Origin of the sequence: Bacillus sp. B2-WWTP-C-10-Post-4, from assembly GCF_009183805.1 — a bacterium.
Taxonomy (GTDB): domain Bacteria; phylum Bacillota; class Bacilli; order Bacillales; family Bacillaceae_G; genus Bacillus_A; species Bacillus_A cereus.
The window spans coordinates 23,208-45,361 of record NZ_WEII01000039.1 but is presented as its reverse complement, the minus strand read 5'-3'; the positions used below and the strand labels follow the sequence as shown (position 1 = coordinate 45,361).

Below are 22,154 nucleotides of genomic sequence, written 5' to 3'. Positions count from 1 at the left end.
AATTCAAAAGTACCACCGCTTACATTTGTAATTTCAACTAAGACCGATTCAGTATAAAGTTTTAATACAGATCCTGTAATCTTTAAATTATTTCGTTGAAAAAGTATAGTATCCCCTACGTTTGCTTTCATAGTACCTCCTCATTAAAGACAGAAATATTTTTTTATTATATATATTAAACCACGGATAGATATATTAGTGAATATTTAGTTTTATTTATTGGAAAAAAATTTGTGATTTTATAAAAAATAAGGTGGATTGAAGTATAAAAGATTTTTCTATTGTATTTAATCAGTAGTTTTTTGTATTTCATCCTTCGTTTTTTGTAACTGATTCCATGTTTTTGACGCTCTATCTTGTAAGTGCTTACATAAACAAAAACATCTTATACAATGAAGGTGTCAAATCAAAAGAGGTGACCAAAATGAACATAAAAAAAGTAAATTTAGCGAATAGCATTGAAATAGAAAGAGGAGGCGGAAAGGTATGAAAAAATCAACTGTTAATCCATGGCTTGTTGTCCTTGGCACAGTTATAGTACAAATGGGGCTTGGGACGATATATACATGGAGTTTATTCAATCAGCCTTTAGTTAGTAAATACGGTTGGAGTCTTAACGCTGTTGCGATAACTTTCTCAATTACTAGTCTTTCTTTAGCATTTTCAACTTTATTTGCGAGTAAATTGCAAGAAAAATGGGGACTTCGTAAACTTATTATGATAGCTGGATTAGCATTAGGACTAGGATTAATACTTAGCTCACAAGCATCCTCATTAATATTACTTTATGTACTAGCGGGAGTTGTTGTAGGTTATGCAGATGGTACAGCATATATCACTTCACTATCAAATTTAATAAAGTGGTTTCCAGAGCGTAAAGGTTTAATTGCTGGTATTTCTGTCTCTGCATATGGTTCAGGTAGCTTAATCTTTAAATACGTTAACGCACAGTTGATTGAATCAGTTGGTGTATCCCAAGCATTTATATACTGGGGTTTAATTGTTACAGCTATGATTGTAATTGGTGCTTGTTTAATCTATCAAGCTGCAGATCAAGGAGCAGTTCATGAAACAAAAACTGAGGAATACACAACGAAAGAAATGTTAGGCACAAAACAAGTATACTTATTATTTATCATGTTATTTACATCATGTATGAGTGGCTTATACTTAATTGGTATGGTAAAAGACATTGGTGTTCAACTTGTAGGACTTAGCGCAGCAACAGCTGCTAATGCGGTGGCTATGGTTGCAATCTTCAATACATTAGGTCGTATCATTTTAGGACCGTTATCGGATAAAATTGGGCGTTTAAAAATCGTTACTGGTACTTTTGTTGTTATGGCGAGTTCAGTCTTAGTTCTAAGTTTTGTAGATTTAAATTATGGTATTTACTTCGTATGTGTAGCAAGTGTAGCGTTTTGCTTTGGTGGAAATATCACTATTTTCCCAGCTATTGTTGGTGATTTCTTCGGTATGAAAAACCATAGTAAGAACTACGGAATTGTGTATCAAGGATTTGGATTTGGGGCGCTTGCAGGTTCCTTTATCGGTGCACTTCTAGGTGGATTCAAACCAACGTTCATGGTAATAGGTGTATTATGTGTCGTGTCATTCATTATCGCAATTTTAATTCAAGCACCTAAGCAGAAAAAAGAAAAAGAAGAAGAGTATCGTAGCGTAGCATAAGTATACAAATCTTCTATAACACTATGATTACGAAAAAGCATCCTATTCTATTAATTAGGATGCTTTTTTATGAGTTATTTTAACAAGGTTAAATTACTTTTGAGATTTTTATAGATGTAAAAGTGAGTGGAATACCCATTTGGAATATAATAAATTGATACATCGTATTCGAAATATATATTAAATCTTAAATGATAAAGAAGACATTCATTAGTATTTGTAAGATATATTTTCAGAAAAATATTGAGAAAATATATACTTGAGTTTTTTATAAAGCATTGTAAATGAACGTATCTCTAGTTTAGTTTTTTCAATTTTAAAAAGAGGACTTTGAATTTTATTTATAATATAAGTACTTTTAATGCGTTTACATATGATTTTATTAAGAAGCATTAAAATGGTTTATCTGAAAAATAAAAAAAGATTGACAAGTTTATTGAGAAACATTATCATTTCGGTGTGAGATGGTAAATGAAAAACATTATCAATAAAATGGATTTTAAAGTAATGCGCACTTGACCAATTAGTTTAGTAAGTGTATTATTTTTTACAACACAACTGATAATGAAAATCAATATCATTGATGTTACTTAATGAAATTAATGTTTATGTGAAAGGATAGAGAAAATGAACTTAGGGGAATTTGATGGGAAAACAGTTTTAGTAACAGGTGCAGCACAAGGCATAGGCAGTGTCGTTGCCAAAATGTTTTTAGAAAGAGGAGCCACAGTTATTGCGGTTGATCAAAATGAAGAGGGGTTAAATGTACTCTTAAATCAAAATGAATTAAACAATACACGTATGAAAACGTTTCGTTTAGATGTGAGTGATAGCGCCGCTGTTGAAGACATGGTAAATCATATTGCAAATGAAATAGCGCCAATAGATATTTTAATAAATGTTGCAGGGGTTTTACGTATGGGACCAATTCATTCGTTAAGTGATGAAGATTGGACTAAAACATTCTCTGTAAATACTACAGGGGTTTTCAATATGTCCCGAGCGGTAAGTAAAAATATGATGTTAAGAAAATCGGGGGCAATTGTTACAGTCGGTTCAAATGCGGCAAATACGCCAAGAATGGAGATGGCTGCGTATGCTGCGTCAAAGGCCGCAACGACGATGTTTATGAAATGTTTAGGACTAGAGCTTGCGGCATACAATATACGCTGCAACTTAGTTTCTCCAGGTTCTACTGAAACTGAGATGCAAAGATTACTATGGGCTGATGAGAATGGAGCTAAAAATATAATTGCTGGTTCTCAAAATACATATAGACTCGGAATTCCATTACAAAAAATTGCACAACCTTCAGAAGTTGCTGAAGCAGTGTTATTTTTAGCCTCAGATAGAGCAAGTCATATTACAATGCACAATTTATGTGTTGATGGTGGTGCTACGTTAGGAGTTTAATAAAAATTCAGGAGGTTATTATATTATGAATGAACATATAGCTGTAAAGGAATTGTCAGAAAAACTTTTAGAAGATTATAAGACTGAATCTTCATTCTTTTTCGCTTCACCAACTCGAACGATATTAGCAGAAGGAGAGTTTACTACAGTAAAGCATCGTGAAATTGAAAGTTTCCCAGAGCTTGTGCAAGCGACATTAAGTAATGCGAAACAAGCTGGAAATCCAAATCCTATCGTTGTGGGTGCTTTGCCATTTGATCGTAGAAAAGAAGTCCAACTCATCGTACCAGAATATAGCAGAATTTCTGAGCGTTTACAATTGGATACAACAAATCAGCTTGAAACAAATGAGAATGTAACATTTGAAATGACACCAGTGCCAGACCCTGAAGTTTATATGAATGGTGTGAAGCAAGGAATTGAAAAAATACAGGACGGTGATTTAAAGAAAATCGTTCTATCTAGATCGTTAGATGTTAAATCTTCCGAAAAGATTGATAAGCAAAAACTTCTGCGAGAATTAGCAGAGCATAATAAGCATGGTTATACATTTGCTGTAAATTTACCGAAAGATGAAAAAGAGAACAGTAAGACGCTAATTGGAGCAAGCCCTGAATTACTTGTTTCACGTAATGGTATGCAAGTTATTTCTAACCCGTTAGCTGGTTCAAGGCCACGTAGTGAGGACCCAGTAGAAGATAAAAGAAGAGCAGAGGAATTACTTTCTTCGCCAAAAGATTTACATGAACATGCGGTAGTAGTTGAAGCGGTTGCCGCTGCACTTCGTCCGTATTGTCATACATTACATGTTCCAGAAAAGCCATCAGTTATTCATAGTGAGGCGATGTGGCATTTGTCTACAGAAGTGAAAGGTGAACTTAAGGATCCAAATACTTCTTCTTTACAATTAGCAATTGCCCTTCATCCTACGCCAGCAGTTTGCGGAACTCCGATGGAAAAAGCAAGAGAAGCTATACAGCATATTGAGCCATTTGACCGCGAGTTCTTTACAGGAATGCTAGGATGGAGCGATTTAAATGGAGATGGAGAATGGATTGTTACAATTCGTTGTGCTGAAGTACAAGAAAATACACTTCGTTTATATGCAGGAGCTGGAGTTGTTGCTGAGTCAAAACCAGAAGATGAATTAGCAGAAACATCAGCTAAGTTCCAAACAATGCTAAAAGCTTTAGGGTTAAGAGATAGTTCACTTAATGAAAAATAGGGGGAAGAAAGAATGCTAGTAGGTTATACAGAATGGCCAAAAGAATTTGCCGATCGTTACCGAGAAGCAGGATGTTGGCTTGGTGAAACATTTGGAGGAGTGTTAAGAGAGCGGGCTGAGAAATATGGAGATCGAATCGCGGTTGTAAGTGGTAAGAAGCATATAACATATAGTGAACTTAATAAAAAGGTAGATCGTTTAGCAGCAGGTTTACTCAATTTAGGAATAAAGAAAGAGGACAGAGTTGTAATCCAGTTACCTAACATTATCGAGTTTTTCGAAATATGTTTTGCACTATTTCGAATTGGAGCGCTTCCTGTCTTTGCACTACCTTCACATCGAAGCAGTGAAATTAGTTATTTTTGTGAGTTTGGCGAGGCGAGCGCTTACGTTATTTCAGATAAGGCTCTCGGTTTTGATTATCGAAAATTAGCAAGAGAAGTGAAAGAGAAAGTGCCAACTTTACAACATGTAATTGTAGTGGGAGAAGAAGAAGAGTTTGTGAACATAAATGATCTGTATATGGATCCCGTCTCATTACCAGAAGTTCAGCCAAGTGATGTTGCATTTCTCCAATTATCAGGAGGCACAACAGGTCTTTCTAAATTAATTCCTAGAACACATGATGACTATATTTATAGTTTACGTGTTAGCGCTGAAATTTGTAATTTGAATGCAGAAAGCGTCTATATGGCAGTTCTTCCAGTAGCACACAATTACCCAATGAGTTCTCCAGGGACATTTGGAACTTTCTATGCGGGTGGAAAAGTGGTATTGGCAACTGGTGGTAGTCCAGATGAGGCCTTTGCTCTTATCGAAAAAGAAAAAGTTACAATTACAGCGCTCGTTCCGCCATTAGCAATGATTTGGCTTGATGCTGCATCTTCTCGTAATGCCGATCTATCAAGCCTAGAGGTTATTCAAGTAGGTGGTGCTAAGTTTAGCGCTGAGGTTGCAAAACGTATACGTCCTACATTTGGATGTACGTTACAGCAAGTGTTCGGTATGGCGGAAGGATTAGTGAACTATACAAGATTAGATGATCCGGAAGAATTTATTATTTATACACAAGGTAGACCAATGTCTGCACTCGATGAAGTACGAGTTGTTGATGAAAATGACAACGAAGTACAACCTGGCGAAGTAGGTAGTTTATTAACAAGAGGTCCATATACAATTCGTGGTTACTATAAAGCCGAAGAGCATAATGCACGATCATTTACAAAGGATGGCTTTTATCGCACAGGTGATCTTGTAAAAGTAAATGAACAAGGATACATCATTGTAGAAGGAAGAGATAAAGATCAAATTAACCGCGGTGGTGAGAAAGTTGCTGCGGAAGAAGTTGAAAATCATCTATTAGCACACGATGCGGTCCATGACGTAGCAATTGTATCTATGCCTGACGATTATTTAGGTGAACGCACCTGTGCTTTTGTTATAGCTCGCGGACAAGTTCCAGCAGTAAGTGAATTAAAAATGTTTTTAAGAGAACGTGGTATAGCGGCTTATAAAATTCCAGATCGAATTGAATTTATTGAAGCATTCCCGCAAACAGGAGTCGGAAAAGTCAGCAAAAAAGAACTACGTAAAGTCATTGCTGAAAAGCTTATTACAGTAAAACAATAATAAAAACCGGAAGGAAGTGATTAGATGGCTATCCCATCTATTTCAGTATATAAAATGCCAATTGAATCAGAACTACCAAAAAATAAAGTGAATTGGACACCAGATCCGAAACGTGCAGTACTTTTAATTCATGACATGCAAGAATATTTTCTTGATGCATATAGCGATAAAGAATCACCAAAAGTAGAACTTATTTCAAATATTAAAATGATAAGAGAAAAATGTAAACAACTTGGTATACCAGTTGTTTATACAGCGCAACCTGGTGGACAAACGTTAGAACAAAGAGGTTTATTACAAGACTTTTGGGGTGACGGTATTCCTGCTGGACCAGATAAAAAGAAAATTGTTGATGAACTTACTCCTGATGAGGATGATATATTCCTCACAAAATGGAGATATAGTGCATTTAAAAAGACAAATCTATTAGAAATTTTAAATGAACAAGGAAGAGATCAACTCATTATTTGCGGTATTTATGCGCATATTGGATGCCTTTTAACAGCTTGTGAAGCATTTATGGATGGTATAAAGCCGTTCTTTGTAGCAGATGCAGTTGCTGATTTTTCACTAGAGCATCATAAACAAGCATTGGAGTATGCATCTAATAGATGTGCAGTAACGACATCAACAAACCTACTGTTAAACGATTTACAAAGTGTAAAAGATGATGAGAGTGAAGGAATCACTATACAGGAAGTGCATGAACTAGTTGCACAACTACTTCGTGAGCCAGTAGAGAGTATTGATATTGATGAGGACTTATTAAATAGAGGGCTTGATTCGGTCAGAATTATGAGTTTAGTAGAGAAGTGGCGTCGTGAAGGGAAAGAAATCACTTTTGCACATTTAGCAGAACGTCCAACTGTTGCAGGTTGGTACAGTTTACTATCTTCACAAACAGCACAGGTGCTGTAACAAATAGACTACATAATAAAGGGGTAGTAAAGAATGCCTAACAGTCAAAAGATTCGTCATTCGTTATCATCTGCGCAGTCTGGTATGTGGTTTGCGCAACAATTAGATCCGCTTAATCCAATTTACAATACTGGGGAATATGTAGAAATAAACGGAAATATTCATCAAGAAATTTTCGAATTAGCTGTACGTAAAGTTGTAATGGAAGCAGAAGCACTTCATGTTCGCTTCGAGGAGGATGAAGTTGGCCTATGGCAAGTTATTGAAGAATCACAGTTTCATATGCATTTTATTGACGTTCGTAAAGAAGAAAATCCTGAAGAAGCTGCTAAAGTATGGATGAAAAATGATTTATCTATGCCAGTCGATTTGAAAAAAGATACATTATTTACTGAAGCACTTATTCAAGTTGAAAATAATCGTTTCTTTTGGTATCAGCGCATCCATCACATTGTGATGGATGGCTATGGATTTTCACTTCTTAGCCAAAAAGTGGCGAATGAGTATACATCACTTATAGAAGAAACAAACAAGAATGAAAAACCATTTGGTTCTCTTGCAAAAGTCGTGCAAGAAGATATTGAGTATCGTGAGTCTAAAAAATTTCAGGAAGATCGTACTTTTTGGTTAGAAAAATTTACGGATGAACCAGAAGTTGTAAGCTTGGCAGAGCGAGCACCGAGAACATCAAATGGATTTTCACGAGAAACAGCTTATTTATCTAGTTCTAGCACGAAAACTTTACTAGAAGATATCAATATTTCGTTAACAAGTTGGCCGGAATTCATTGTCGCTGTAACAAGTATTTATATGCATAAGTTAACAGGTGCAAATGATATTGTTTTAGGTTTACCGATGATGGGACGTCTAGGTTCGGTATCTATTCATACACCAAGTATGGTAATGAATTTAGTGCCACTTCGTATTACAGTAACTCCAAATATAACTCTTGCGGAATTATTGCAACAAGTTTCTAAAGAAATCCGAGATGTACGTCGCCATTATAAATACCGTCATGAGGAATTAAGAAGAGACTTAAAGTTACTAGGTGAAAATCAAAGGTTGTTTGGACCGTTAGTGAATGTTATGCCTTTTGATTACGGGCTAAATTTTGCTGGAAATCGTGGTATTACGCATAATTTATCAGCAGGACCTGTCGATGATTTATCAATAAATGTATATAAACGTTTTGATCAAAATGAGCTAATGATTCATTTTGATGCAAATCCTGAAGTATATAATGGCGCGGAGCTAGCATTGCATAAAGAAAGATTTATGAATCTGTTTGAATTAGTAGTAAATAATTATGAGAAAAACGAGTCGATTGGAAAAATAAACATTACTCTGCCTGAAGAAAATCATAAAGTTTTATTGGAATGGAATGAAACGAAGGAAGACGATGAGTTAATCAGTCTGCCTATATCATTTGAAAAACAAGTGCAAAAAAATCCCAATAAACTAGCCATTACTTGTGACGGTGTAAACCTTACGTATAAAGAGCTAAATGAACGAGCGAATGAACTAGCACATTATTTAGTAGAAGAAGGAATACGACCAAACCAGTTTGTAGCTTTAGTATTCCCTAGATCAATAGAAATGGTAGTTAGTATGCTAGCAGTCTTAAAGGCTGGTGCAGCGTATTTACCAATAGATCCAGAATACCCAGCAGAAAGAATTAATTATATAGTAAATGATGCAAAACCAGTTTGTATCATAACACATTCATCTGTTTCATCTAAGTTAGTTATAGAAAATGATATGAAAAAAATTGTATTAGATGAAGAAGAAACGAAACTAGCGTTACATACATATTCTCGTATGAATATAGCATGTAAGAATGATGTATCACTTTTAAACCCAGCCTATACAATATATACTTCAGGCTCAACAGGAAACCCAAAAGGTGTAATTGTTCCTATGAGAGGTTTAAGTAACTTTTTAATGGCTATGCAACAAAAGTTTTCATTAAATGAAAATGATCATTTATTAGCAGTTACAACGTTTGCGTTTGATATTTCTGCTCTAGAAATTTATTTACCTCTTATTAGTGGTGCAAGTTTAACAATTGCGCAAAAAGAAGACATACAAGAGCCATCAGCATTAACGACACTTTTACAAGAAGAAAGAGTGACCATTATGCAGGCTACACCGACGCTTTGGCAGGCGTTAGTAACTGATTATCCAGAGAAGCTACAAGGGCTAAATATACTTGTTGGTGGTGAAGCTCTTCCAGAGCATTTAGCAAATAAATTAAAAGAATTAGGTTGCTCAATAACTAATTTATATGGACCAACTGAAACTACGATTTGGTCTACTTTCATGAACATTGATGAAGGTGAAAAGGGTATACCTCCTATTGGAAAGCCAATTTGCAATACAGAAGTGTATGTATTGGATGCAGGGTTACAACCAGTTCCACCTGGAGTTATTGGGGAATTATATATTGCAGGGGAGGGACTTGCAAGCGGATATTTAGGAAAACCGGAGTTAACAGCTGAACGGTTTATTGCAAATCCTTATGGAGAATCAGGGAAGCGCATGTACCGTACAGGAGATCTCGTGAAATGGCGTAGTGATGGTGCGTTAGAGTACATTAGTCGCGCAGATCATCAAATTAAAATTCGTGGATTCCGAATTGAATTAGCTGAAATTGAAACGGTATTACAACGACATAAAAATATTCAACAAGCGATAGTAATGGTACGAGAAGATCGTCCAAATGATAAGCGCATCATTGCGTATATCGTTGCAGAAGAAAAGGAACCGATTAATCTTTCAGAAATTCGTTCTTATGTTTCAGAAAGTTTAGCGAATTATATGATACCATCAGCATTTGTTGTGCTAGAAGAATTACCATTAACGCCAAATGGTAAGGTGGATAGAAAGAAATTACCTGCTCCTGATTTTAATAGAATGGACAATGAGAGGGTTGCTAGAAATCCGAAAGAAGAAATATTATGTGATTTATTTGCAGAAGTACTTGGTGTTTCTCGAATTAGCATTGATGATAATTTCTTTGAAATGGGTGGACATTCACTTCTTGCATCTCGTTTAATGGCAAGAATTCGTGAAACGTTAAGTGTGGAATTAGGAATTGGGAAACTATTTGAATCACCAACTGTTGCCGAACTGGCGAAACAATTAAACCATGCAAAAAGTGCAAGACCAGCTATTCAGAAAGCAAGTAGGCCAAATGAAGTTCCACTTTCATTTGCACAGCGCAGGTTATGGTTCTTAAATTGTTTAGAAGGTCCAAGTCCTACTTATAATATTCCGCTAGTCATTCGTATGAATGGAATATTGAATCGGGAAGCATTACAAGGTGCTTTTTATGATGTAGTTGAGAAACATGAAACACTTAGAACAATTTTCCCTAACGTATTAGGTAGTTCCTATCAGAGAATTTTAGATATGGAAAACTTAAATCTAGAAATGGTTATAACTAATACATGTAAAGATGAATTAGAAAGTGTACTTTCAGAGGCGGTAAGATATAGCTTTAACCTCGATTTTGAGCCGGCAGTTCGTTTACAACTTTTTACAGTGAGTGAAAACGAACATGTATTATTAATTTTATTACATCATATTGTAGGTGATGGCTGGTCATTACAGCCGTTAACGAGAGATTTTACAGCGGCGTATAAAGCGCGATGTCAAGGTGACAGAGTTCAGCTGGAGACACTACCAGTTCAATACGCGGATTATGCACTTTGGCAACAGCAATTGCTAGGTGATGGAACGACACCAGAGAGTCTTATTTCAACACAATTAGATTTTTGGAAAGAAGAACTTAAAGGTTTACCAGACCAAATGGAGTTACCTACAGATTTCCAGCGTCCAATTGAGACGAGTTACCGCGGGGAAACAATTCATTTTCATATAGATGAAGGTATGCATAGTAGGTTAGTAGAGCTTGCACGTAAAAATGGAGTTAGTTTGTTTATGGTATTGCAAGCAGGGCTTAGTGCACTATTTACAAGATTAGGTGCAGGCACTGATATACCAATTGGAAGTCCGATTGCTGGAAGAAATGATGATGTACTTTCAGATATTGTTGGTTTATTTGTAAATACATTAGTGTTACGTACAAATACGTCAGGAGATCCAAGTTTTAAAGAATTATTAAATAGAGTGAAGCAGGTAAATCTTGCAGCTTATGAAAATCAAGATGTTCCATTTGAAAGGCTTGTTGAAGTGTTAAATCCAGTACGTACTCGAAACAGCCACCCGTTGTTTCAAGTTATGTTAGCTTTTCAAAATACACCAGAAGCAACGTTTCATGTACCAGGTTTAGAAGCGAGCCTTGAAATTCAAAGCGTCGGTTCTGCAAAATTTGATTTAACATTTGAAATTAGTGAGAGTAACGGGGTTGATGGTACTCCGAACGGTTTACATGGATTACTAGAGTTTAGTACCGATTTATATAAACGTGAAACGGTTCAAAAACTAATAGAACGATTCATTTTGTTATTAGATGATGCAGCTACAAATCCGGATCAATCAATTGGCAGATTAGAAATATTAACTGTAGCAGAGAAAAATACAGTGTTAGAAAAGTGGAATGGTGGTTTTCAAATTGCACCAGAAATGACATTGCCACAATTATTTGAAAAGCAGGCTCATATAAATCCAAATTCTATTGCTGTTGTCTTTGAAGATAAGAAATTAACTTATGAAGAGTTAAATAGAAAAGCAAATAAAATAGCTCGATTCCTAATAGCAAAAGGGATTGGTCCTGATCAACTCGTTGCTTTAGCGATGCCAAGATCATTAAACATGGTTGTAAGCTTATTAGCTGTTCTTAAAGCTGGTGCTGGATATCTTCCGTTAGATCCAGATTACCCAGCAGACCGCATTTCATTTATGCTACACGATGCGAAACCAACATGTGTTTTAACGAATTCAGAAGTGGAAATTGAATGTGATGAGGCACTAAAAGTTTTAGTTGATGATGTAAAAGTAATAGCAGAAGTTGAGAAATATAGTGAAGAAAATATTGATGAAGTGGAACGCATTAAGCCATTATCTCCATCACATATTGCTTACGTTATTTATACGTCAGGCTCAACGGGTAGACCGAAAGGCGTTATGATACCTCATCAAAATGTAGTAAGACTTTTAGGAGCAACTGATCATTGGTTCCAGTTTGACGGAAACGATGTTTGGACGATGTTCCATTCATACGCTTTTGATTTCTCTGTTTGGGAAATTTGGGGACCTTTATTATACGGAGGGCGTTTAGTTGTAGTGCCACATACTGTAAGTCGCTCACCGAAAGAATTTTTACAGCTTCTTGTTAAAGAAAAGGTTACGGTTTTAAATCAAACTCCATCAGCGTTCTATCAATTGATGCAAGCAGATCGTGAAAATGAAGAGATTGGCCAAAAATTATCTTTACGATATGTTGTTTTTGGAGGAGAAGCACTTGAGCTAAGTCGCTTAGAAGATTGGTATAGTCGACATCCTCATAACGCACCAAAGCTTATTAATATGTACGGTATTACGGAGACGACAGTACATGTTAGTTATATTGAATTAGATGAAACTATCGTCTCTTTACGAGCAAATAGTTTAATTGGGTGCAGTATACCTGACCTTAAAGTGTATGTGTTAGACAACTATTTACAACCAGTGCCACCTGGAGTAGTTGGAGAAATGTATGTTGCAGGTGCAGGGCTTGCGCGTGGATATTTAGGAAGAGCAGGATTAACGGCTGAACGCTTTATCGCAGATCCATTTGGAAAGCCAGGTACAAGAATGTATCGTACAGGAGACTTAGCTCGCTGGCGTAAAGATGGGACGCTAGATTATATAGGACGTGCAGATCATCAAATAAAAATTCGTGGATTCCGAATTGAATTAGGAGAAATAGAAGCAGTCATAATGAAGCACCCTAAAGTTGAGCAAGTAGTCGTTATTGTACGGGAAGATCAACCAGGGGATAAACGGTTAGTTTCTTATATCGTTGCATCAAATAATGAAGCGATTGATACGAATGAAATGCGTCAGTTTGCTAGTGGTAGTTTACCAGATTATATGGTTCCATACGCTTTTGTAGTAGTAAATGAGTTACCTTTAACTCCAAACGGTAAATTAGATAGAAAGGCATTGCCAGCTCCAGAATTTATCGCATCATCTTCTAGTCGTGGTCCAAGAACACCGCAAGAAGAAATGTTATGTGACTTGTTTACAGAAGTGCTAAGTGTACCTCAAATTGGAATTGATGACGGATTCTTTGATCTTGGTGGCCATTCACTCCTTGCAGTGCAGCTTATGAGCCGCATGAAAGAGGCGCTTGGAGTGGAACTAAATATTGGCACTTTATTTGCAGCACCGACTGTTGCAGGGTTAGCTGAAAGACTTGAGATGGGGAATGGTCAAAGTGCACTTGATGTGTTGCTTCCATTACGAGCAAGCGGGGATCAATTACCACTATTTTGTGTACATCCAGCAGGTGGATTAAGTTGGTGCTATGCAGGACTTATGAAATCTTTAGGAACAGATTATCCAATCTATGGTGTACAAGCACGTGGTATCGCTAAAAATGAAGAACTTCCAAAAAGTTTAGAGGAGATGGCGGCGGATTACTTGAAACACGTTCGTGAAGTACAGCCTCATGGACCATATCGTTTATTAGGTTGGTCGCTTGGAGGAAATGTTGTGCATGCAATGGCAGCGCAATTACAAAATGAAGGGGAAGAAGTAGAATTACTCGTTATGCTTGATTCTTATCCTGGACACTTCTTACCGAATACGGAAGCGCCTACTGAAGAGGAAGCGTTAATCGCATTACTTGCTTTAGGCGGATATGACCCAGATAACATGGATGGTAAACCACTTACAATGGAAAGTGCAGTTGAAATCCTTCGTAAAGATGGAAGTGCATTAGCAAGTCTTGAAGAAGAGACTATATTGAACTTGAAAGAAACATATGTAAATTCAGTAGGGTTGTTAGGGAAATATGTACCGAAAGTTTATAACGGAGATATCTTATTCTTTAGATCTACTGTTATACCAGACTGGTTTGATCCTATTTCTCCAAATACGTGGCTAAATTATTTAGATGGGCAAATTGTGCAGCACGATATTGATTGTAGACATAAAGATCTATGTCAGCCAGGTCCACTTACGGAAATTGGACAAGTATTAGCGAAATATTTGCAGAATAAGAAAGGGGTAAGTAGAGTATGACGAATCCATTTGAAAATGATAATTACACATATAAAGTATTAATAAATGAGGAGGGCCAGTATTCTCTCTGGCCTGCTTTTCTCGATGTACCTATTGGCTGGAATGTCGTATATGAAGAAGCTAGTAGGCAGAGCTGCTTAGAATATGTTGAATATAACTGGAAAGATTTGAATCCACAAGGTAATCAAGTTCGCGAAAAAACATTAGTAGGAAAACGATAATGGAAGAAAAACTAAATCCAAAAGTAGTTGTAAGTATCGTTTATATAACTGCGATGTTTATGGCTGCGATGGACGCAACGATTGTAAATGTAGCACTGCAAACGATAAGTAGAGAACTACAAGTACCTCCATCTGCAATGGGGACGGTGAATGTTGGATATTTAGTTAGTTTAGCTGTTTTCCTTCCGATTTCTGGTTGGTTAGGAGATCGTTTTGGTACGAAAAGAGTATTTTTAATTGCTCTTTTCGTATTTACAATTGCATCTGCTTTATGCGGAATGGCTAACGATATTACTTCATTGAATATTTTCCGTATTATTCAAGGTGCTGGCGGAGGGCTTTTAACACCGGTTGGAATGGCGATGTTATTTCGAACATTTTCACCAGAGGAAAGACCGAAGATTTCCCGGTTTATTATACTTCCAATTGCTGTAGCACCAGCAATTGGTCCTATCATCGGTGGTTTCTTTGTAGATCAAATGTCTTGGCGTTGGGCATTTTATATTAATCTACCGTTTGGAATCGTTGCATTGCTATTTGGACTTCTATTTTTAGCAGAACATGTTGAAAAATCAGCTGGTCGCTTTGATTCGCTCGGCTTTATTTTATCAGCACCAGGATTTGCGATGCTCATATATGCACTCAGCCAGGGACCATCAAAAGGGTGGATTTCTCCAGAAATTATGAGTACTGGGATAGCTGGGGGTGTATTCATTACATTGTTTATAATTGTAGAACTGAAAGTAAAGCAACCGATGTTAGATTTACGCTTATTAAAAGAACCAGTCTTTAGAAAGATGAGCATTATATCATTATTTTCATCAGCTGGTTTATTAGGAATGTTATTTGTTTTTCCTCTTATGTATCAAAATGTGATAGGAGTTTCTGCACTGGAATCAGGACTTACGACATTTCCAGAGGCGATTGGATTAATGATTTCTTCACAAATTGTACCATGGTCATATAAGAAATTAGGAGCTCGAAAGGTAATTTCTATTGGATTAATATGTACGGCGGTTATATTTGTTTTATTGAGTTTTGTAAATCACGATACGAATCCGTGGCAAATCCGGGCATTATTGTTTGGTATCGGTATTTTCTTAGGTCAATCTGTCGGTGCGGTTCAATTTTCTGCCTTTAACAATATCACGCCGCCTTCTATGGGGAGAGCGACTACTATATTCAATGTGCAAAATCGACTAGGTTCAGCAATAGGAGTAGCGGTTTTAGCTAGTATACTAGCTGGTTTTGGAGGTAATAACGTTCAATCCGATTTTTTACCATATCAAGCAGCATTAATTGGGTCAGCAATATTTTTGCTCATAGCACTACTATTTTCTTTACGTATTTCCGATAAAGAGGTAATGTCAAAGAAGAAAGAAAAAACATTATCTGTATCAGAAAAAGAGAAAGTACTTGTCAATGAATAACAATATACGTATGCTTTTTTATGAAAATTGATATTCGTTGAATAAAGGAGAGTTTACATGATAGAAAGTAAAGTTGTAGATTCTATTCCAACTTTGAATGAGAATGATTGTCAAATATGGTGGGCAAGAATTTCGGATTTACAATCATGGCATTACAATTTACTAAATGATATAGAGCGAGAGAAAGCAAATTCGTATTATCATTCGGCAGATCGAGCTCGTTTTATAATAGGTTGCGTAATAAGTAGATTAGTTCTCGGCAAGATACTTTCTATGTCACCAGTCCAAGTACCAATTGATCGAATGTGCTCAGTATGTAAATTGCAGCATGGAAGACCACAATTACCAGAAGGTATGCCGCAATTATCCGTTTCGCATTCAGGTGAGTGGGTTGTCGTTGCATTTACAAAATCTGCACCTGTTGGCATAGATGTAGAACAAATGAATCCAAGTATAGATGTTATGAAAATGGCAGAAGGTGTATTAACAGACATTGAAATAGCGCAAGTTATGAAACTGCCAAATGAACAGAAAATAGAAGGTTTTTTAACATATTGGACTCGAAAAGAAGCGGTGCTGAAAGCGACAGGTGAAGGACTAATGATTCCACCAGTACATATTACAGTATCAGCTCCAAATGATCCTCCAAACTTGTTGGTTTTTAAGGATAGACAAGAGTTAGCAAGTAATACAATGATGGAAGATGTAAGGCCTAGTTTAGATTATAGGGCTTCTGTTGCAATATTCAGTAAGGAAGTGACTGAAATTACGCAATTAGACGCGGTAGCACTTTTAAATCTTAAATAAAAAAATTACAGAAGAGGTGTTCCTCATGTTAGTAGCGGAAAATAGAAAGAATGAATTCACTTATAATGTACAAGCAATTAAAAATATTTTATTTTCTGGAGATACATCATCCATTCATGCTTTAGAAAAGCTTTTAAATGATACAGTTCAGTTTGATGTTCTTGAACAAGAGGCACTTGGTAGACAGTACATTCCGAAAGAAGCAAAGAATTTCTTTGATAAAGATGGAACATTTCTTTACCGTGTATCTAATGTTAGTTATAAAGGAAAGGTGTTATCTGAAAATCTAATTTTTGCAGACACTTCGTTTTTACCGGACGCAATAAAGAGTGAATTAGAGAGTGGAAATATTCCTGTTGAAAAACTCATAGAAAAGATGGAAGTAAGAAGAAACGTATTATATGAAGGATATCAGCCATCTGGAAATATTATTGAATTGTTTGATGGATGTTCTGTTACAGCGAATGTGTATCCAACTAGAAAGTATCAAATTGTAAGTAACTGCAAATGTGTATTTTATATTTGTGAAGTGTATCATGCAGAGAATATAAAGCAATTGCTTAAATAAAAACAAGAAACCAGCCATTTTATAGGCTGGTTTCTTGTTTTTATTTAACAGCTTCTTTTAATTCTTTACCCGCTTTAAATGCAGGAACTTTACCAGCGGCGATTTGAATTTCTTCGCCAGTTTGCGGATTACGTCCTGTACGAGCAGATCTTTCGCGTACTTCAAAAGTTCCAAACCCGATTAGTTGAACTTTATCTCCAGATTGTAATGCATTAGCAATTGTGTCAAATACGGATTGTACAGCTGCAGAAGCGTCCTTTTGAGAAATATCAGCTGATTGAGCTACGTTTTTAATTAATTCTGTTTTGTTCATGTTTTCACCTCATAAAAAAATTTTTGGAATGAATGTTTTAGTATAATAGATAGTAAAGATAAAGCTATCACTATGATTAGAAAGAATACTATATAATTATGTTAATTTCGTTGCAAGAGACTGAATCCCTTCTATTATTTAGGGATTAATTAAGAATCGATGCATATAAAAAGCTTTAATATGAGGATGAGGGGGAGTATACGAATGATTTTTCGTGAAAAAAATGAGAAGGAAAGTATTTTAATTCGTCAACATGATCATGGTTTTTTAGCTGGAGAGATTGCAAAGCATATAAAAGAAGACTTTTTTGAAGATAAAACATATTTAAAAGAAACAGTTGATGCAATATATGAGCATGACAGAGGATGGATAGAGCTTGATAAAGTACCAATTTTGAATGATGCTAAAAATATTCCATATACATTTATGGATTGTCCAAGCCCATTACGTTTTGTTTTTTATACGATTGGTTTGAATGAAATTGAAAATTCTAATCCATACGGGGCATTGCTTTGTAGTAAACATTTTTTATCATTTCCACTAAACGAGGAAGATGGAGAGATGATGTCATTTTATAAACATGAGTTAGAACGACAAAAAAGAATTTTGAAAACGTTAACAAAGGAACAGTTTGCGATGTTCGATAAGCATTATAGATTATTAAAGTTTTGTGATGAACTTTCTTTATACGTATGTATGAATAAGCCTGGTGTCAAAAAGAAAGATGAAATTGATTTATTTAAAGATGGTTTTGAAGGAACAGAAATGTTTAATAGTAAAGAGGAGAAACTTATTCAAGCTGAATGGGTGGACGAGGAAACAATTCGGATTACACCATTTCCATTTCAAACGGAATTTTATACGTATGTAAAATATAAAACGATAAATAAGCATGAAATGAAAGAAAAAGGGATTGCAAAGGCTGATAGAGAATCAGAAATGAAGAAACAAACCATTCGTTTCATACAATAAGGAGGTAATATAAATTGAAAGATTATATATTAAAACAGTGTGATTACCATGCTTGGGCTAATACTAGATTATTCAATCGATTAAAAGAGTTACCAAACTATGAGACAATTTTTAATGAGCAGATACAGAGTGTATTCCCATCCATTAAGGATACTTTTGTGCATATTTATATTACAGACCAAGTGTGGTTACATATATTGCATGGTAAAAGTATGAATGAAGCAATACAAGACCGAGAAGATTTACGAAAACAAATTGAAACTAAATCGTTACATGAATTAGAAAAAATGTTTGAAAACATGGCAAATCAATATAAAGAGTTTTTAATTACAATACAAGATGTGAATGCTGTATTTGTTATTGAGAATCCATACGTAGGGAAATTAGAAACTTCGATTTTAGAATTAGTGCAACATGTCGTAAATCATGGTACATACCATAGAGGAAATATAACAGCGATGATCCGTCAACTTGGTCATTCATCGACAATGATGGATTTTGTACTGTATTTACATATGGTTAAAAAGCAGGGAGAGTAATATAGTTTGTAAGAAGGAGAGGCTTTAATTATAGAAGTCTCTCCTTCTATTTTATTCTGCATTCATGGTAGATCGACTGATTAAAGTTTTCTTAAGAAGCTTTATTTTCTTGTAATTGCTTAGCGTATTGTACAGCCTTATATGCATTGACTCTACCGTTTTTCCAGTACGTACCTGTACCACTAATTTTATCAGTAGTAGACTCAATAATTTGGCGGATTTGTGTATTGCTATATCCTTGATTTGCTAAAAGAGCTGCGACTCCTGCAACATGAGGTGTTGCCATAGATGTACCACTTAATGATTGATACGTGCTTCCTTTATATGTTGAATATATATTTGAACCTGGTGCTGCAACATCTACCCAGCTACCATAAGTAGAGAATGAAGATTTTCTATCTGATTGATCTGTAGAAGCAACTGCAATTACTTCGCTGTAATAAGCAGGGTAATTAGCTTTTGTATTTCCAGCATTTCCAGCAGCTGCAACTATAACAGAGCCTTTATTCCATGCATATTGAACGGCTTGTTGTAATGCAGTACCACCATTTGGAGCTCCTAAACTTAAACTAATTACTTTTGCACCCGAATCAGCAGCTTCTCGAATACCTTGCGCTACAGCATCAAGAGTACCACTTCCTTGATTATCTAATACGCGGACAGCATAAATTGAAGTCTGTGGGGCAACACCAGCAATTCCGACGCTGTTATTCGTAAGTGCTCCAGTAATTCCAGCGCAATGTGTACCATGACCATTACCATCATCAGATGTATTGTCGTTATCAACATAATCATGCCCGTAAATTACTTTCGAAGCCAGATCAGGGTGTGAGCCTTGAACTCCTGTATCAATAATAGCTACTTTTACACCAGGATCACTTCGTTGGCTATCCCAAGCTTGTGGAGCTTGAATCTTTTGTAACCCGTATTGATTATTAAAATATGGGTCGTTTGGAGTCCAAAAGGCGTGAACGTAATAATTCGGTTCTGCATATTCCACATCTGGATTATTTTTATAGCTCTTTATTTTTTCTTTTACAGTACCTTTTGAAAATTGTACGACTTCAAAACCTAACTTATCATCTTTAGATAAGACATTAGCTCCGACAGATTTATGAAAAGATTGCACATTACTTAAAGATGCATTTTGTTTGAACTTAACGATTAATTGGTTAGGAACGTAATCAGTAGATGATGTTTCAGCGCTTGAAGTATTCGTGTTAAAGAAGAAACCACCAATAATAAATGACAAAACAGATAGGAAAACGATGATTTTGTTTTTCAAAAGATTTTTCCTCCCTTTTCTTGGATGAGTTTTTCAGTGACACTTTAATGTCACATTCCTTTTCAACTATATAGTTAGACCATACGATTTATGACATTTATGTAAAAAACTTTTGGAGGAATAAAAAGGAGTAAATATTGATATAAATATATTTTTAATGATAGTAATTAAGTAAAAGAGGGGATGAAAAAAGGAACGCTCATCATGTATGAGTCATTCCTTTTTCATAGATTAACTTGCCTGGTTTTTATTATTTTCTTTCAATTTCTCTGCTTGTAAAAAGCGATTCGTTTCAGCAACAACAATACTACTTAATCCAATTAGACCAATCAAGTTTGGAATTGCCATAAGTCCATTTGCAATATCAGCAAATGTCCATACGATTCCTAGCTTTAAATTAGCACCAATTGCAATCATAACAATAAAGATTGCTTTATAATATTTAACTGCACTTTCTCCGAATAAATAAGCTACACATTTTTCTCCATAATACGACCAGCCTAAAATAGTAGAGTAGGCAAATAAAATAATTGCGATACCGAGAATCATACTACCAGCAGTACCAAATACAGATTGAAATGCAAGTGTTGTAGCTTCAACGCCAGTTTTACCAGATTTCCAAGCACCTGTAGTAATTAATACTAGTCCTGTAATTGTACATACAATAAACGTATCTAGAAAAGTACCAGTCATTGAAACTAAAGCTTGTTTTGCAGGCGAATCAGTTTTTGCAGCCGCCGCGGCAATAGGTGCACTTCCTAAACCAGCTTCGTTCGCAAATACACCACGCGCCATTCCGATTTGGATAGCTGATGCAACTGTTGCCCCAATAAAACCACCAGCAGCTGCTGTACCATTAAATGCACCAGAAAAAATAAGTAAAAATGCTTCTGGAATTTGGTCGTAGTGATAGAAAATAATTATAAGACCAGCAATTATATAAAAGAAAGCTTTAATAGGAACGACATATCCCGTCACTTTCCCAATTTTTTTTACACCGCCTAAAATAACAATTGCGATTAAAAATGACATTACTATACCAGTTAAAGCAGGAGGGAAAGAGAAATTAATTCGCATTGCCTCTGCAACTGAGTTAGATTGCACCATATTACCAATACCGAAAGAAGCAGTTGTGCCGAATATAGCGAAAAATACTGCCAGCCATTTCTTACCTAAACCACGCTCTAAATAATACATTGGTCCACCTGAATATTCACCATTTTCATTACTAACACGGTATTTCACTGCAAGTATTGCCTCGGCATACTTTGTTGCCATACCGAATAAAGCGGTAATCCACATCCAAAATATTGCACCAGGACCGCCAATTGTAACAGCTGTTGCAACACCGGCTATATTTCCCATACCAATCGTTGCGGCCATAGCTGTCATAAGTGCTTGGAAGTGACTAATATCTCCAGAAGAAGAGGTATCTTCTGATTTTTTAAATGCTAGTTTGTGAGCGTATAATAGTTTACTAAACTGTAAACCTTTTAAACGCACTGTGAGAATGATACCTGTTCCAACGAGTAGCAACAAAGTTGGTAATCCCCACACGTATTGATTCATTTGTTCTAATACTTTACTTACTGTCTCCATCTTTATTCTCCTTTATTTAGAAAAAATAAAAACCACTTCAAGTAAATGAAATGGTCTCTGGAGAAACAAGGGATAGAAAAATAAACCGATACAAATCGGCATTTTCTTTCGCTTGTCTCTGTCCTTTTACCTGAGAGATTATCCGCTATATTAGCGGATTTGCTCCTTCGGTGCTCGTTTTCCTCCGCGCTCTATGAAAGCGAGAGGGAGTCTCTCCAGAGATTCGTCCCCATGCAGTTCTACTTGTAACCAAGACCTGAGAGTTTCAAAGCTGGTATAACAACTTTTTGCCCCGTCGGTAGATCAATAGACCTTCTCCTGAATGGTTCATCCGAATTATAAAATTTATAAACAC

16 protein-coding genes and 1 riboswitch are annotated in these 22,154 nt (G+C 35.8%); of the genes, 12 read left to right on the top strand and 4 right to left on the bottom strand.

The window, feature by feature from the left end:
- A partial coding sequence (locus GBN78_RS16500) for a DUF2187 family protein (RefSeq protein ID WP_152127530.1) occupies window positions 1-131 on the bottom strand: 131 nt, incomplete at its 3' end.
- 355 nt (window positions 132-486) lie between these two features.
- Here GBN78_RS16500 and GBN78_RS16495 point away from each other — a divergent pair.
- From GBN78_RS16495 to GBN78_RS16450, 10 genes are all read left to right on the top strand, one after another.
- Window positions 487-1,689 (top strand): L-lactate MFS transporter, encoded by a 1,203-nt coding sequence (locus GBN78_RS16495; protein ID WP_076775172.1) that lies wholly within the window; start codon window positions 487-489, stop codon window positions 1,687-1,689.
- A 627-nt stretch (window positions 1,690-2,316) separates the two neighbouring features.
- On the top strand, window positions 2,317-3,102 hold the full coding sequence (gene dhbA, locus GBN78_RS16490; protein ID WP_001048432.1) for a 2,3-dihydro-2,3-dihydroxybenzoate dehydrogenase: 786 nt from the start codon (window positions 2,317-2,319) through the stop codon (window positions 3,100-3,102).
- 25 nt (window positions 3,103-3,127) lie between these two features.
- On the top strand, window positions 3,128-4,327 hold the full coding sequence (gene dhbC, locus GBN78_RS16485; RefSeq protein ID WP_001002075.1) for an isochorismate synthase DhbC: 1,200 nt from the start codon (window positions 3,128-3,130) through the stop codon (window positions 4,325-4,327).
- Window positions 4,328-4,339: 12 nt separating this feature from the next.
- Window positions 4,340-5,956, top strand: a complete 1,617-nt coding sequence (locus tag GBN78_RS16480) for a (2,3-dihydroxybenzoyl)adenylate synthase (protein WP_152127529.1) — start codon at window positions 4,340-4,342, stop codon at window positions 5,954-5,956.
- Between the two features lie 24 nt (window positions 5,957-5,980).
- Window positions 5,981-6,874 (top strand): isochorismatase, encoded by an 894-nt coding sequence (locus GBN78_RS16475; RefSeq protein WP_152127528.1) that lies wholly within the window; start codon window positions 5,981-5,983, stop codon window positions 6,872-6,874.
- A 33-nt stretch (window positions 6,875-6,907) separates the two neighbouring features.
- A complete protein-coding gene (locus GBN78_RS16470; protein ID WP_152127527.1) occupies window positions 6,908-14,065 on the top strand; it encodes an amino acid adenylation domain-containing protein in 7,158 nt (2,385 codons plus the stop codon).
- Window positions 14,062-14,286 (top strand): MbtH family protein, encoded by a 225-nt coding sequence (locus tag GBN78_RS16465; RefSeq protein ID WP_000184059.1) that lies wholly within the window; start codon window positions 14,062-14,064, stop codon window positions 14,284-14,286. The genes GBN78_RS16470 and GBN78_RS16465 overlap by 4 nt, the downstream gene beginning before the upstream one ends.
- Window positions 14,286-15,716 (top strand): MDR family MFS transporter, encoded by a 1,431-nt coding sequence (locus GBN78_RS16460; protein WP_000391558.1) that lies wholly within the window; start codon window positions 14,286-14,288, stop codon window positions 15,714-15,716. The genes GBN78_RS16465 and GBN78_RS16460 overlap by 1 nt, the downstream gene beginning before the upstream one ends.
- A gap of 57 nt (window positions 15,717-15,773) precedes the next feature.
- Window positions 15,774-16,523: a 4'-phosphopantetheinyl transferase Sfp gene (gene sfp, locus GBN78_RS16455; RefSeq protein ID WP_152127526.1), complete on the top strand. Its 750-nt coding sequence runs from the start codon at window positions 15,774-15,776 to the stop codon at window positions 16,521-16,523.
- A 25-nt stretch (window positions 16,524-16,548) separates the two neighbouring features.
- Complete coding sequence (locus GBN78_RS16450) at window positions 16,549-17,091, top strand: hypothetical protein (RefSeq protein WP_000959126.1); 543 nt, start codon at window positions 16,549-16,551, stop codon at window positions 17,089-17,091.
- Between the two features lie 40 nt (window positions 17,092-17,131).
- Here the strand turns inward: GBN78_RS16450 and GBN78_RS16445 are convergent, their stop codons facing one another.
- Window positions 17,132-17,404: an HU family DNA-binding protein gene (locus GBN78_RS16445; protein ID WP_001043905.1), complete on the bottom strand. Its 273-nt coding sequence runs from the start codon at window positions 17,402-17,404 to the stop codon at window positions 17,132-17,134.
- A 204-nt stretch (window positions 17,405-17,608) separates the two neighbouring features.
- Here GBN78_RS16445 and GBN78_RS16440 point away from each other — a divergent pair, with 204 nt between their 5' ends.
- Both GBN78_RS16440 and GBN78_RS16435 read left to right on the top strand, forming a co-directional pair.
- Window positions 17,609-18,376 carry a DUF3891 family protein gene (locus GBN78_RS16440; protein ID WP_000577285.1) on the top strand — a complete coding sequence of 256 codons (768 nt, stop codon included), beginning with the start codon at window positions 17,609-17,611 and terminating at the stop codon, window positions 18,374-18,376.
- Between the two features lie 14 nt (window positions 18,377-18,390).
- Window positions 18,391-18,915 carry a DinB family protein gene (locus GBN78_RS16435; RefSeq protein ID WP_000656270.1) on the top strand — a complete coding sequence of 175 codons (525 nt, stop codon included), beginning with the start codon at window positions 18,391-18,393 and terminating at the stop codon, window positions 18,913-18,915.
- A 91-nt stretch (window positions 18,916-19,006) separates the two neighbouring features.
- On the opposite strand, the gene GBN78_RS16430 is transcribed toward GBN78_RS16435, so the two are convergent.
- Window positions 19,007-20,200, bottom strand: coding sequence for a S8 family peptidase (locus tag GBN78_RS16430; protein WP_000790937.1), 1,194 nt, complete (start codon window positions 20,198-20,200; stop codon window positions 19,007-19,009).
- Between the two features lie 231 nt (window positions 20,201-20,431).
- Window positions 20,432-21,799 (bottom strand): alanine/glycine:cation symporter family protein, encoded by a 1,368-nt coding sequence (locus tag GBN78_RS16425; protein ID WP_152127525.1) that lies wholly within the window; start codon window positions 21,797-21,799, stop codon window positions 20,432-20,434.
- 108 nt (window positions 21,800-21,907) lie between these two features.
- Window positions 21,908-22,028, bottom strand: a riboswitch (glycine riboswitch).
- Between the last annotated feature and the right edge of the window lie 126 nt (window positions 22,029-22,154).